General features: G+C 67.6%; 13 protein-coding genes. 6 read left to right on the top strand and 7 right to left on the bottom strand.

The genetic code is table 11. From position 1 onward, the window contains the following. The first annotated feature begins 151 nt into the window (after positions 1 to 151). Together F5X71_RS17385 and F5X71_RS17380 are read left to right on the top strand one after the other, a co-directional pair. Positions 152 to 526: an SHOCT domain-containing protein gene (locus F5X71_RS17385; protein WP_167462955.1), complete on the top strand. Its 375-nt coding sequence runs from the start codon at positions 152 to 154 to the stop codon at positions 524 to 526. A gap of 25 nt (positions 527 to 551) precedes the next feature. Then, the gene (locus F5X71_RS17380) at positions 552 to 2,447 is read left to right on the top strand and encodes a glycoside hydrolase family 15 protein (protein WP_167462953.1); all 1,896 of its coding nucleotides are present in this window, start codon (positions 552 to 554) and stop codon (positions 2,445 to 2,447) included. Between the two features lie 43 nt (positions 2,448 to 2,490). Here the strand turns inward: F5X71_RS17380 and F5X71_RS17375 are convergent, their stop codons facing one another. Further along, on the bottom strand, positions 2,491 to 3,072 hold the full coding sequence (locus F5X71_RS17375; RefSeq protein ID WP_167462952.1) for a hypothetical protein: 582 nt from the start codon (positions 3,070 to 3,072) through the stop codon (positions 2,491 to 2,493). Positions 3,073 to 3,976: 904 nt separating this feature from the next. Here F5X71_RS17375 and F5X71_RS17370 point away from each other — a divergent pair. Further along, positions 3,977 to 5,461, top strand: coding sequence for a sugar porter family MFS transporter (locus F5X71_RS17370; RefSeq protein ID WP_238815940.1), 1,485 nt, complete (start codon positions 3,977 to 3,979; stop codon positions 5,459 to 5,461). 213 nt (positions 5,462 to 5,674) lie between these two features. Here F5X71_RS17370 and F5X71_RS17365 read toward each other — a convergent pair whose 3' ends face one another. The 3 genes from F5X71_RS17365 to F5X71_RS17355 all read right to left on the bottom strand — a co-directional run bounded on the left by F5X71_RS17365 (position 5,675) and on the right by F5X71_RS17355 (position 6,780). Further along, positions 5,675 to 6,193, bottom strand: a complete 519-nt coding sequence (locus tag F5X71_RS17365; RefSeq protein ID WP_203218314.1) for a DUF4236 domain-containing protein — start codon at positions 6,191 to 6,193, stop codon at positions 5,675 to 5,677. A gap of 177 nt (positions 6,194 to 6,370) precedes the next feature. After that, a complete protein-coding gene (locus F5X71_RS17360) occupies positions 6,371 to 6,559 on the bottom strand; it encodes a hypothetical protein (RefSeq protein ID WP_167462949.1) in 189 nt (62 codons plus the stop codon). A 65-nt stretch (positions 6,560 to 6,624) separates the two neighbouring features. Next, on the bottom strand, positions 6,625 to 6,780 hold the full coding sequence (locus F5X71_RS17355; protein WP_167462947.1) for an acyl carrier protein: 156 nt from the start codon (positions 6,778 to 6,780) through the stop codon (positions 6,625 to 6,627). A gap of 259 nt (positions 6,781 to 7,039) precedes the next feature. On the opposite strand from F5X71_RS17355, the gene F5X71_RS17350 reads away from it, so the two are divergent. Both F5X71_RS17350 and aat read left to right on the top strand, forming a co-directional pair. Next, a complete protein-coding gene (locus F5X71_RS17350) occupies positions 7,040 to 8,479 on the top strand; it encodes a short-chain fatty acid transporter (protein WP_167462945.1) in 1,440 nt (479 codons plus the stop codon). 174 nt (positions 8,480 to 8,653) lie between these two features. Further along, positions 8,654 to 9,391, top strand: a complete 738-nt coding sequence (aat, locus tag F5X71_RS17345) for a leucyl/phenylalanyl-tRNA--protein transferase (protein ID WP_238815939.1) — start codon at positions 8,654 to 8,656, stop codon at positions 9,389 to 9,391. A 37-nt stretch (positions 9,392 to 9,428) separates the two neighbouring features. On the opposite strand, the gene F5X71_RS17340 is transcribed toward aat, so the two are convergent. The 3 genes from F5X71_RS17340 to F5X71_RS17330 form a co-directional block, all read right to left on the bottom strand. Further along, on the bottom strand, positions 9,429 to 10,298 hold the full coding sequence (locus F5X71_RS17340) for a class I SAM-dependent methyltransferase (RefSeq protein WP_167462943.1): 870 nt from the start codon (positions 10,296 to 10,298) through the stop codon (positions 9,429 to 9,431). 86 nt (positions 10,299 to 10,384) lie between these two features. Continuing rightward, positions 10,385 to 10,942, bottom strand: coding sequence for a DoxX family protein (locus F5X71_RS17335; protein WP_167462941.1), 558 nt, complete (start codon positions 10,940 to 10,942; stop codon positions 10,385 to 10,387). 31 nt (positions 10,943 to 10,973) lie between these two features. After that, positions 10,974 to 11,744, bottom strand: coding sequence for a dioxygenase (locus F5X71_RS17330; RefSeq protein ID WP_174817086.1), 771 nt, complete (start codon positions 11,742 to 11,744; stop codon positions 10,974 to 10,976). Positions 11,745 to 11,833: 89 nt separating this feature from the next. Here F5X71_RS17330 and F5X71_RS17325 point away from each other — a divergent pair, with 89 nt between their 5' ends. Further along, the gene (locus tag F5X71_RS17325; protein WP_167462939.1) at positions 11,834 to 12,286 is read left to right on the top strand and encodes a MarR family winged helix-turn-helix transcriptional regulator; all 453 of its coding nucleotides are present in this window, start codon (positions 11,834 to 11,836) and stop codon (positions 12,284 to 12,286) included. The last annotated feature ends 20 nt before the right edge of the window (positions 12,287 to 12,306 follow it).

Raw genomic sequence — 12,306 nt, 5'->3', positions numbered from 1 at the left:
CGCGCCTCACCCGGCACGGATGAGGTGCGCCCGCGCCGCGAGTTCATCCGTATCGGGTGAGGACAGCGGGCACGCGCGGCGGCACTGTCGACAACGGCCTCGGCGATCCGCCGCGGATCCCGACCCGGCCGCTCAGAAAGGGGTAATCGCAATGTCGCTGTGGGATTTTCTCTGGTACGCCGTCATGACGTTTCTGTTCGTCGCGTACCTCATGATCCTGTTCGCCATCGTCTCCGATCTGTTCCGCGACCACGAGACCTCCGGATGGATCAAAGCTCTGTGGCTGGTAGTGCTGCTCGTGCTGCCTTTCCTCGGCGCGCTGATCTACCTGATCGCCCGGGGTAAGCCGATGACCGTACGCCGCGTCGACGCGGGCCTGCGCTACCGCGAGGCCGAGGACGAGTACCTGCGCCGCGTCACCGGGCTCGACTCCGCGACGCAGCTCGCGACCGCCAAACAGCTGCTCGACGACGGGGCGATCACCGAGGCGGAGTTCCGGCGCATCAAGGAGACGATCCTGCCCTAGCACGACTATTCGTCAGGAGGTTCCCATGACCGACGCACCGGCCATCGCCGACCACGGACTGATCGGCGATCTGCACACGGCCGCACTGGTCGCCACCGACGGCACCATCGACTGGTTCTGCTCGCCCCGGTTCGACGCGCCGAGCATCTTCGGGGCGCTGCTCGATCACCAGCGCGGCGGGCACTGCCGAATCCAGCCGTCGATCCGGCCGTATCGGACCACACAGCTGTATTTTCCCGATACCGCGATTCTGATCACCCGCTTCATGACCGAGGACGGCACCGGTGAAATCTGCGACTTCATGCCGCCGCTGCCCGGCCGGGCCCCGACCGATCAGCACCGGCTGGTGCGCACGGTGCGCTGCGTACGTGGCAGGCTCACTTTCGATCTCGACCTGATGCCGCGCTTCGACTACGGCCGCGCCCCGCACACCACCAGGCAGACCGAGGACGGCATCGTGTTCGACGGCGGCGCGCAGACACTGACCGTGCACATCGTGCGGGAACCGGACGACGCCGCGCTGGCTCGGGTCGCGACCACCGACGAGGGACACGTCTACGGTTCGCTCACCCTCGAGGCGGGTCAGGCGCGCGGAATCGTCTTGGAGACAGCCGCTCCCGGCCCGCCGCGCATGATCCGGCCCGCGGAGGTGGCGCGCCTGTTCCACGACACGGTGCGCTACTGGCACTCCTGGCTGGCGCGGTCCACCTACCGGGGACGCTGGCGCGAGATCGTGCACCGCGGCGCGATCACCCTCAAACTCCTGACCTACGCGCCCACCGGCGCCATCATCGCGGCCCCGACAGCCGGACTACCGGAACAACTCGGTGGCGAACGGAATTGGGACTACCGATACACCTGGATCAGGGATGCGGCGTTCTCGGTGCACACCCTGCTGAGCCTCGGATTCACTGAGGAGGCAAGCGATTTCGCACGCTGGCTGCGTTATCGGTACCAGCGGGCCGAGGGGCCGCTGCGGATCATGTATCGGGTCGACGGCTCGCCGGAGCTCCGTGAGGAGGTCCTCGGCCACTGGCGCGGCTATCGAGGTTCGGCGCCGGTACGGATCGGCAACGATGCCGCCGATCAACTGCAACTCGACATCTACGGAGAACTGCTCGACGCCATCTACCATGCCGATCGGCACGGCCTGCGCGTCGGCTACGCGGGCTGGCGCGCGGTCTGTTCGGTCCTCGACTGGCTGCTGGACAATTGGGACCAGCCCGAGCAGGGCATCTGGGAAACTCGCTGCGGCCGAGCCGATTTCAGCTACGGGCGGTTGATGAGCTGGGTGGCGTTCGACCGCGCGATCCGGATCGCGACCACCCGTGGCCTGCCCGGCCCGGTCGAGCGATGGCGCGAACAGCGCGACCGCATCCATGCCCAACTCTGGGACCGTGGCTGGAACCGGCGCCGCCAGGCGTTCGTTCAGCGCTATCACGCCGACGTGCTCGACGCGTCCCTATTGCGCATGGTGAAAACAGGATTCGTCGCCCCACGCGATCCGCGCTGGCTGTCCACGCTCTCGGCGATCTCCGAGGAACTGGTGACCGACAGCCTGGTGTATCGCTACAACCCGGGCGCGGCGCCCGACGGTCTGCGCGGCACCGAAGGCACCTTCTCGCTGTGCACCTTCGACTACGTCGACGCACTCGCCCGCGCGGGTGAGGTCGCTCAGGCCCGTCTGATCTTCGAGAAAATGCTCACCTACGCCAACCACGTCGGGCTCTATGCCGAGGAAATCGCCTTGACCGGTGCGCAATTGGGCAACTTCCCGCAGGCCTTCACGCATCTGGCGCTCATCGACGCCGCCTTGACATTGGACCGCGCGATGGACGCGGCCCCGATTCCGGACATCGCGGACACCGCCACGAAAATGGCGATGGCCCCCGAACAAGGATCTGTTCGGGGGCCTCGGTAGCGAGGCTACACCGGGCGACCGGGTGGCGGGGGTGGTTTCTTGCTTACTTTTTGGCCACAGAAGAGGAACCGGTGGTACGCGCGGATACTTCTTCCCACAGCGGCCCGAACACCAGCCACAGTCCGACGATCGCCCAGGAGCGGCCGATCCACCACCAGAGTGCGTCGGCCTGCTCGCCGCGGGCGACGGTCACAATGATCACGCCGAGCGTCAGCGAGGCGATCGCCGCGGCGAGGACCACCCGATTCCATTCCCGCCACAGCGCGGCGGCCTTCTCCGGCGTGCCCTTCGCCGGCTTCACCGGCGCCGGACCACCCGCGAACCGATGCGCGAACCGGACGTCGGCCCAGCGCACGATCGTCGGCCCGAACGCGACGCTCACCCCCAGATAGAGCGCCGCGATGCCGTGGATCGGGCCCGGCTTCGCGCCCTGACGCAGGTCGATGGCCGCCGCCACGATCAGCGCGACGTCGAGCAGCGGAATCCCCCACAGCAGCGCCGCGCCGAGCGCACGCAGCCGCAGCAGATACCGTGCGATCAACCCCGCCGCGAGCAGTACCCAGAGTCCGACCTCCGACACCACGATCATCGTCGCGACCGGATTGTCGCGAACAAGATCAAACATTTCCCTCTCCCGCCGTTTCGTCGAACAGATCGAGCAGGTAGGCCACCGTTTTCGCCGCCGACCCCCGCTACCCGATAAACGTAGGTCGCGCCCCGGGGACGACGCATCCTCCGATGGGACGACCGGCTATCGACATCAGGAGGACCCGCCCCCACCACGTGCCCAAGAAAACAAGGGCACGCGCACCCTGGTCGGTCCTTCTAAAGTTCGCAGCTGAGGTGTGCCGATGTTCCGGCCAGAGGCGGGTTACGAATCCGGTTGCGCGCCCGACCGATTGCGTGATCGTCGGGGGGATTGGCAAGTGACTGAGTTCGAACCATACGAACCGGCATCGATGAACAATCGCGGCGTGCAGTCACAGCACGGAGGCGACCGTATCGGAGCCGAGCGGTGGTATCGGAGAGCCGCGGCGACGGGTCACCTCAACGCGATGTTCAACCTGGGTGCACGGCCGCACGAGTCCGTCCGGCCGCCTGCCTCATCGAATACGAGCGCGGCGGATTCCCTGGCGCCGACCGCGCCATTTCGATCACCAAGGCGACGGATCGGCCGGCCTGGGACCGCCAGCGCCACAGTTCAATTCGCGAGAAATCGCCGGGCAGAATTTCGGCACTGTCCGACGATATCAGCATTCGTGTCGAATCATGCGACCGAAGAACGCCTGCGCGCTTTGGATTCCGGCGAATCGGACTGATCCAGGATCGCAGAATGCCCGCGACTAGTACCGTTCCCCGGCAACGGCTTGCTAAACCTCCACGTAATTCTGTTCACAAAGAACGGCCGCTGGTTTGCACCACGCGGGCGCGCACTATGCACTGGAAAGATGCCGACCGAGAATTCGACGACAATCCGACGCCGGACTTTCCTGCCTCGGCGGCGCCGTCGCGATCTCGACGGATACGAAATGGTGGTTTCCGCGCCGGAAAAGCCGACACGGGACGAAAGGCATAATGCGGACCGCAATGTCGTGATCGTCGCGGTGTTCGCCGCGCTGGGCGGCATGCTCTACGGCTACGACACCGGCATCATCTCCGGCGCGCTGCCCAAGATGTCGGCCGAGTGGGGCATCGACCACACCAGGCAGGAGATCGTGACCGCCGCGATCCTGGCGGGCGCGGTCCTCGGCGCGCTGATCGGCGGATCGCTGTCGAAGACCCTGGGCAGGCGCAAGGTCATCCTGCTCATCGCCTGCGTCTTCGCCGTCGGTGTCGTGGCGTGCGCGCTCGCGGTGGACGAGTGGATGATGACCGCCGCCCGGTTGTTCCTCGGTCTCGCGGTCGGCGGCTGTTCGCAGATCGTCCCGACCTATATCGCCGAGCTGGCCCCGCCGCACCGCCGCGGCGCCATGGTGACGTTCTTCAACATCGCGATCGGCGTCGGGATCTTCCTGGCCAACCTGGTCAGCCTGCTCGCCGCCGCCGGCGATACCGCCGATGACAGCGGCGACTGGCGGTGGATGATCGGCATCGCGGTCGTGCCCGCCCTGGTGCTCGGCGCCGCGATGCTGCGCCTGCCGGAGACACCGCGCTGGCTGATCGAGAACGGGACGATCGGCAAGGCCCGGGTCGTGCTGCGCTGGCTGCGCCCCAACCGCTCCGCCGCCGTCGACGAAACCTTGCAGATCTGGGCCATCGCCCAGCAGGAGCAGCGCGCGGCGCGCGGCGGTTGGACCAATCTCACCCAGCGCTGGGTGCGGCCCGCGCTCGTGGCCGGGCTCGGCATCGCCGCCTTCACCCAGCTGTCCGGGCTGGAGATGATGATCTACTACTCGCACACCATCCTCGGCAGCGCCGCGGGCTTCGGCGCCGGCCTGGTCGTCTGGTCCGGGCTCGGCATCGCGACCGTCTATCTGATCTTCACCGCGGTGGGTGAACGCCTGGTGGACGTGGTGGGCCGCCGCAGGCTGATGCTCGCCCTGATCCCGGGTTCGACGGTGTTCCTGTGCTGTTTCGGTCTGCTGTTCGTGCTCACCGACCACCCCAACCGCTACCTCACGGTCGGCTTGATGCTCGCCTATATGGCGTGCAACGCGGCCGGATTGCAGGCGGTCGGCTGGCTGCTCGGCTCCGAGCTGTATCCGCTGAGCATCCGCGACCGCGCGACCAGTCTGCACGCCGTGGCGCTGTGGGGCTCGAACCTGGTTCTCACGCTGACCGCACTGAGCACCATCGACACCCTCGGCCTCGGCCCCGCGTTCGTCATGTACGCCGGATTCAACCTGCTGTCACTGATTTTCGTGTACTTCTTCGTCCCGGAGACAAAGGGACATTCACTCGAGGACATCGAACAGTCTTTGCGGGAGGGCACATTCATGCCCCTGCGCGGCAACATCGGCAGCCGCGTCCACGTCACCGACAGCGGGCCACTCGGCACAACACCGCCACCCTGATCTCCGCCCCAAATAACCGCCCAGCAGCCGATCCAACTGCCATCCACAATTACCCAGCGGCTCAACCGATCTCAACACACGGGCAAAATCGCGCCCTCGACCGCCGTCACCACGAACCCACCGAGCGCGCGCCGTTGATTCGTCCAGGATTCGCGCGGCGGCTGAGGACACCCGATCCGAGGTCCGGGGTTCGGGCTGCTCAGTGCGCCGGGCTCAGGGCCGGCGGTCGGTGTCGGGGGCGCGTTTGGTGTGTTCGGTCCACGCCTGCCCGTCCCACCAGTACAGCAGCTGGCCGCCCGAGGGCGGGGGGTACCAGCCCGGCGGCACGTTCCATACCGGCGCGGGGCGCGCCGCGGACCGATCGGACTGTTCCGCCGCGATCCGCGCGCAGAACACGAAGAACCCGGCGGTGATCATCAGCGCGAACGCCCCGACGAGCAACCCGTTCACCACGAGCAGCAACCCGACCAGTGCGCAGATCCCGGCGAGGATCCGCAGCAGCACCCGCCCGTCGGTCAGCCGCACCGAGGGCCGTTCGGTCAGCGCCGCTCCGGCACGGGCCCGCAACATCTGCCCCCGGGTCCGCCGCGGGCCCACCACCTTGGTGTCCGAGATCCCGGTCCGTGGAATTCGCGCCGTCCGGGTGATCCGGCCGTCCGCCCGTTTCGTCACCCGTAACGGACCCCCGCCCGCACTGTATCCGAACCCCGTTTTCGATACGGTGACCCGCACCGGACCATATTTTCTGTGTACCCGGACCACGCACTGCTCCTTCGAGCATCGAACTCGACCAGCCTGCGAACGAGTCCGATGGTACTGCGACCCGGCCAGGTTGATCGAGGGATCGGCGGCCGATCTCCGCGCCGCAAGAGCCGTGCCGGGCGCCTGGATACGCGGGTCCGACCGTCGCTACCTGCGCACGCGGCGCCGGAAACGGAAGGAGCGGGTTCCGGTGCCCACACCGGACAGGTGCAGGGCGACCAGCAGCAAGCCGAGGGTCACCAGGGTGCCGGCGGTGATCGTGTCGCCGAGGGTGGCATCGGTCAGGTCGAGGAGCAGCGCGAGTCCGAACGCTACCGCGGCGGCAATGGCCATCATTGGTGAACCTCCTTGTGCTGCCCCGGAAGTACCCAGCGGTGCGCGGCGCAACCACACCGCCGCGATCACACCCCCGCCATGCGCGCGGCGAGGTTGCGGATCGTCCGCTCGGTGAACACATCGCGCAGTTCGATACCGACACCGACCTTTTCGGCGATCCGGCGGTGAACACGGGCTCCGGCAAGGCTTTTCGGTCCACCTTGCCGGTCGGCCCGGCGCAAGCGCGTCGAGAATCACCAGCGCGACCACGGCGCGGGCCACCACCGGATCACCGGCCAGCGCGGTTTCGACCTCACCGGGCGCGCCACACGCGCCGCGCTCCCCCTGAACAGGGGTGATTTCTGCAGATTTGCAGACTGGATCTGCGCTATTCCTTATTGTCTGCGGACAGGTGGGCCTCAATACTGGCCAACCGAGCCCGTGTGCGGTGCGTCACATGCGCGTGCGTGGGTGGTGTGTAGAAAGATGAGGGACAGCTCGATGACGGCCACGATTGACCAAGCCAGCTCGGAGAAGGGACTAGCGCGGGTCGCGCAGTCACTCGCGAGATGGACGGAGAAATGGTTCCCGGACGCCTATGTCGTCGCCTTGGCCGGTGTGTTCATCGTGGCGGTGGCGGCACTGGCCAACGGTTCTTCGCCCAAGACGGTGGTGACCGCGTTCGGCGACGGATTCTGGGATCTCACGGCTTTCACGCTGCAGATGGCGATGGTGGTGCTGACCGGTTACGTGGTCGCCACCTCCCCGCCGGTGGCCCGGCTCATCGAACGGCTCGCGGCCGCACCGCGATCCGCGGCGGGCGCGGTGAGTTTCGTTGCGTTCCTGAGTATGTCGGTGTCGTTTCTGAACTGGGGCCTCAGCCTGGTGTTCGGCGGCCTGCTGGCCCGCGCGATCGCGCGGCGCACCGACCTGCGGGTGGACTATCGCGCGCTCGGCGCCGCGGCGTTCATGGGTCTGGGCGCCGTTTGGGCGCTCGGCCTTTCGTCCTCGGCGGCACAGTTGCAGGCCACGGCGAGCTCACTGCCGCCCGCGCTGTTGCGGATCACCGGCGTGCTGGACTTCGGCATGACGATCTTCACCTGGCAGTCGCTGCTGATGTGCGTGATCATCATGGCGATCACCGTGGTGATCGCCCACTTCTCGGCGCCGAAGGGCGCGGCGATCAAGACCGCGCAGGATCTGGAGGTCGACCTCGACGATCAGCCCGAGGAGGCCACCCCGCGCACGCGCCCTGGCGAATGGCTCGAATACAGCCGGATTCTGCCGATCATCGCCGGCGTAATGACCTTGGGCTGGTTGGTTTCCCAGTTCCTCGACAAGGCCGCGCTCACCGTGGTGAGCAGCCTCAACGGTTACCTGCTCGTCTTCCTCGTGCTCGGGTTGGTGCTGCACGGCACACCGCGCAAGTTCCTGCAGGCGGTCTCCCTGGCGGTTCCGGCCACCGCGGGCATCCTGGTGCAGTTCCCGCTGTATGCCGCCATGGCCGCGATCCTCACCAAAGCGAAAGGGCGCGGCGGGATCACCGTATCGGAGCACCTGGCCGACTTCTTCACCAGCATCGGCGGGGGCGGCGCCTTCGCCGTCGTCATCGCCATCTACACCGTGGTGCTCGGCATCTTCGTGCCCTCCGGCGGCGGAAAGTGGTTGGTCGAGGCGCCGTACGTGATGCAGTCGGCGACCGACGTGCACATGAATCTCGGCTGGACGGTGCAGATCTACAACGTGGCCGAGGCGCTGCCCAACCTGATCAACCCGTTCTTCATGCTACCGTTGCTCGCGGTGCTGAAATTGCGCGCGCGTGATCTGGTCGGTTTCACGTTCTTGCAGTTCATCTTCCACCTACCGGTGGTGTTGTTGCTGGTGTGGCTGCTCGGTATGACCTTCGACTACGTCCCGCCGATAATTCCGGCGGGCAAATAGGCTAGCTCCAGCCGAAAACCGTTGATCGGCAGCCGATCCGGTGGAATCTGAAGTGCGTCATGCGCGATGCGCGCTGTGTCATGATTCGCTCAGGCGGATAGGACAGTTACGGTCCTAGCGCGACGCGAGATCGTCGGGCAATTCGCCAAGGCGCCGATCGGTAAGGTCTTTCCGGTGACCGACGCCAGCGACCTGATGCGAATGCTTCTGGCCGATCCGGACCAGCCGTTCCCGCCGGTCGCGCTGGCCGACCCGTCCGGGCTGATCGCGCTCGGCGGGGATCTGTCGCCGAAACGGCTGCTGAGCGCCTACTCCGCGGGCATCTTTCCCTGGTACAACCCCGGGGAGATCATTCACTGGTATTGCCCGGACCCGCGCAGCATCCTGGTGCCGACGGCCCTACGGGTCACCAGGTCGCATCGCCGCGCCGTCGCCCGTGCAGACTACGCGGTGACCATGGATCGCGCCTTCGCCGAAGTGATGGCGCAGTGCGCGGGCCCGCGTGACCGCGAGGTAGGCACCTGGATCGGCGCCGACATGCTGGCGGCCTATGTGCGCCTACACCGGCTCGGTCGCGCGCACTCGGTCGAGGTGTGGCGCGCGGGCGAGCTGGTCGGCGGCCTCTACGGCGTCGCGTGCGGCCGCTCCTTCGCCGGCGAGTCCATGTTCTCCCGTGCCCGCGACACCTCGAAGGTCGCACTGTATTGGCTGTGCGCCCAGCTCGTCGCGTGGGATTTCGCCCTGATCGACTGCCAGGTCAGCTCCGACCACCTCACCTCCCTCGGTGCCGTGGACCTACCCCGCACCGACTTCCTGCGCCTGCACACCGCAGCCGCCGCCCGCACGGAACTGCGCGGCCCCTGGAGTTTCGAGATCCCGGTCCCCGACTCCCCCGACCACCTACCCGCATGAGCGAGCCCCCGCAGCCATCGACGAGTGGTCGCCCGCACTAACGGCTCGCGCGGAGCATGCGGACCGGACGCAGCGCGGTGGACTGTTCGTCGGTGAATTCTGTTTCGCCACCCAGGTATCCGGCGATGAGGTCGGCGGCGGAGCGGTCCTCGACGTCGCACAAACCGAGGGCGCGAAGCTGTACGGTCAGATCGCCCGGGGTGAAGTAGCTGAACCACGGTTCGCCGACGGCCGCCGCTCGCTCCGCCCGCGCCTGTAGTTGCGCGCGGTCCTCGTCGGTGTCGGCCAGATAATCGAAGACCACCTCGACCCGCTCCGATTGTCCCGCAATGTATTCGAGGGTCGCGCGGGCGGCGTCCGGGGTCAGGTAGAACACGACGCCGAGCCACACGAACACCGCCGGTTCGGTCCGGCGGAACCCCGCGTCCGCAAGTTGCGTTGCCAGAAGATCGGTTTCGAAGTCGACCGGGACGAAGGTCGCCCGTTCCGGCAGGTCGATACCGGACGCGGCGAGGCGCTCGCGCTTCCACGCCTGGGTCGCGGGATGGTCGACCTCGAAGACGGACAGCCCGGGATGCGGGTTGCGGTAGGCGAAGGTGTCCAGGCCCGCGCCGAGGATCACCACCTGCCGCACACCCGCCGCGACCGCCTCGGCAACGCGATCCTCGGCGAAACGGGCACGCGCGGCGAAGAACAGCCGCCGCGGCCGATCACTCACGCCCAGCCGCAGCACCCCTAGGACGTCGTCGCCGCCGGACCCGGCCGCGGCAACCAACTCATCGGCGCTGACACCCAGCAGACGCGCCGCCAGCGGGTCGGTGAGAATCAGTGGCTGGTCGGCGATTTGATGGTAGGCACGGGCGTAGGCGGTCGTGAGCGCGGTCCGGCTCGGTCCCTCGTTCTCCATCTCCGTCACGCTACTCACGACCACGACCCGGGCACCATGAACTCGGCCACACCGGCTACGGCCGCACGACGACCGGAAGTGGACGCCTACGTCCGCACGACGAGCACCGCCCCGGCGGCCAGCACGGCGAGCACGATGGCGGCGAGACCGTAGACCAGGCGGTGCTGACGCAGCACCGGCACGAAACGGTCGAGCGCGTAGCGACCGGGACCGGTCAGCGTCAGAGCGGCGGCGGCCGCGGTGAGGATCAGTTCGTATTCGATGCCCTTCGGCGCGAAGAAGGCGCCGGCGCCCTTGACCGCGATGGCGTTGAGCATGGTGCCGACCACGGCGGCCCCGGCCAGCGGGGTGAGCAGACCGAGGGCGAGCGCCAGCCCGCCGAACGTCTCGGTCACGCCCGCGACGAAGGCCATCGCCTCACCGGCCGGATACCCGTTGCCCGCGAAGTACTTTCCGGTCCCGGCCAGTCCCCCGCCACCGAACCAGCCGAACAGCTTCTGCGCGCCGTGTGCGGCCATCGTCAGCCCGACCGCGACGCGCAGCACGAGCAGGCCGGCGTCGTAGGCGTGCGGGGTCGCGGCATGGTCCGACGCCACGTGATCCGGCGCGGGTGCGGTGCTCGACGGTGTTGCGGTGGAACTCATTCCATGGTCCTTTCCGAGGGAAAATCAGTGGTCAGCCGAATTGGACGGAACGCTTGGCCAAGCCGTTCCAGAAGCCGTCGATCACGCTGCGCTGGGTGGCCAGGTCGGCCTCGGCCGCGCCGAGCGAGACGAACAGCGGTGCGAAGTGCTCGGTCCGCGGGTGCGCTGCGGCCGCGGCAGGCGCCTTCTTCTCGAAGTCGAGCAGCGCGTCGACATCGCCCGCGGCCAGTGCCCGGCGACCCCAGTCGTCGAATTCGGCCATCACCGGATGCACCGAGCCGTCCTGGGTCAGCGCGCGCAGATTGTGGGTGAAGAAGCCGCTGCCGACGATCAGCACCCCTTGATCGCGCAGCGGCGCGAGTTTGCGCCCGAGCTCGAGCAGGCCGGACGGGTCGAGCGTCGGCATCGACAGTTGCAGCACCGGCACGTCGGCCGCCGGATACATCTCCACCAGCGGGACGTACGCCCCGTGGTCGAGGCCGCGATCGGGCACGTCGTGCACCGACAGTCCCGGCCCGCGCAGCAGTTTGCGCACGTCGTCGGCGAGTTGCGGCGCACCGGGCGCCGGATAGGTCACCTCGTAGTAGTGCTGCGGAAAGCCCCAGAAGTCGTAGACCAGCGGAACCGTCGTCGTCGCGCCGACCGCGAGCGGGGCGTCCTCCCAGTGCGCCGAGATCATCAGCACCGCCTCGGGTTTCGGCAACCGCGCGGACCAGGCCGCGAGTTCCCCCGGCCAGCGCGGGTCGTCGGCCAGCGGCGGGGCGCCGTGCGAGAGGTACACCACCGGCATACGCGTGGTCATCCACATTCCTTCCAAGTAGTTCAAATTTGAACTTATACCCCCGATGGTAGGTTAGCGTTCGAGTTTGAACAACAGGGAGGGTGGTCGCAGTGGGTGAGCCACGGTGGCTCGACGACGAAGAGATGCGGACCTGGCAGGCGTTCCTCGCCTCGACGGCACTGCTGAATCGCCGGATCGAACAGCAGCTCAAAGAGGACGCCCAGCTCTCGCACACCCAGTACGAGGTGCTCGTGCGGCTCGCGGACGCCCCCGGCGACGCGCTGCGCATGACCGAACTCTCCGCCGCCCTGTTCACCTCCAAGAGCGGCCTCACCTATCAGATCGGCCAACTGGAGAAGGCGGGCTTCGTGCGCCGCACCCCGGCCCCCGACGACCCCCGCGGCATCATCGCCACCCTCACCCCGGCCGGCCGTCGCAAGCTGCGCGCCGCCGCCCCCGGCCACGTCGCCCTGGTCCGCGAACTCCTGATCGACGTCCTCACCCCCCAGCAACGCAAAGCCATCGCCGACGGCCTCGGCAAGGTCGCCGCCGACCTCACCTGAGCACTACGCGCAAGAACGCA

Origin of the sequence: Nocardia brasiliensis (assembly GCF_011801125.1) — a bacterium.
Lineage (GTDB): Bacteria > Actinomycetota > Actinomycetes > Mycobacteriales > Mycobacteriaceae > Nocardia > Nocardia brasiliensis_C.
The sequence above is the reverse complement of the archived record's forward strand: the minus strand, read 5'-3'. Positions and strand labels throughout refer to the sequence as shown.

Excerpts from the sequence above, each read along its gene's own strand:
- F5X71_RS17385 (WP_167462955.1), top strand. The coding sequence starts at position 152 with ATGTCGCTGTGGGATTTTCTCTGGTACGCCGTCATGACGTTTCTGTTC.
- F5X71_RS17380 (WP_167462953.1), top strand. The coding sequence starts at position 552 with ATGACCGACGCACCGGCCATCGCCGACCACGGACTGATCGGCGATCTG.
- F5X71_RS17375 (WP_167462952.1), bottom strand. The coding sequence starts at position 3,072 with ATGTTTGATCTTGTTCGCGACAATCCGGTCGCGACGATGATCGTGGTG.
- F5X71_RS17370 (WP_238815940.1), top strand. The coding sequence starts at position 3,977 with ATGGTGGTTTCCGCGCCGGAAAAGCCGACACGGGACGAAAGGCATAAT.
- F5X71_RS17360 (WP_167462949.1), bottom strand. The coding sequence starts at position 6,559 with ATGATGGCCATTGCCGCCGCGGTAGCGTTCGGACTCGCGCTGCTCCTC.
- F5X71_RS17350 (WP_167462945.1), top strand. The coding sequence starts at position 7,040 with ATGACGGCCACGATTGACCAAGCCAGCTCGGAGAAGGGACTAGCGCGG.
- F5X71_RS17340 (WP_167462943.1), bottom strand. The coding sequence starts at position 10,298 with ATGGAGAACGAGGGACCGAGCCGGACCGCGCTCACGACCGCCTACGCC.
- F5X71_RS17335 (WP_167462941.1), bottom strand. The coding sequence starts at position 10,942 with ATGAGTTCCACCGCAACACCGTCGAGCACCGCACCCGCGCCGGATCAC.
- F5X71_RS17330 (WP_174817086.1), bottom strand. The coding sequence starts at position 11,744 with ATGACCACGCGTATGCCGGTGGTGTACCTCTCGCACGGCGCCCCGCCG.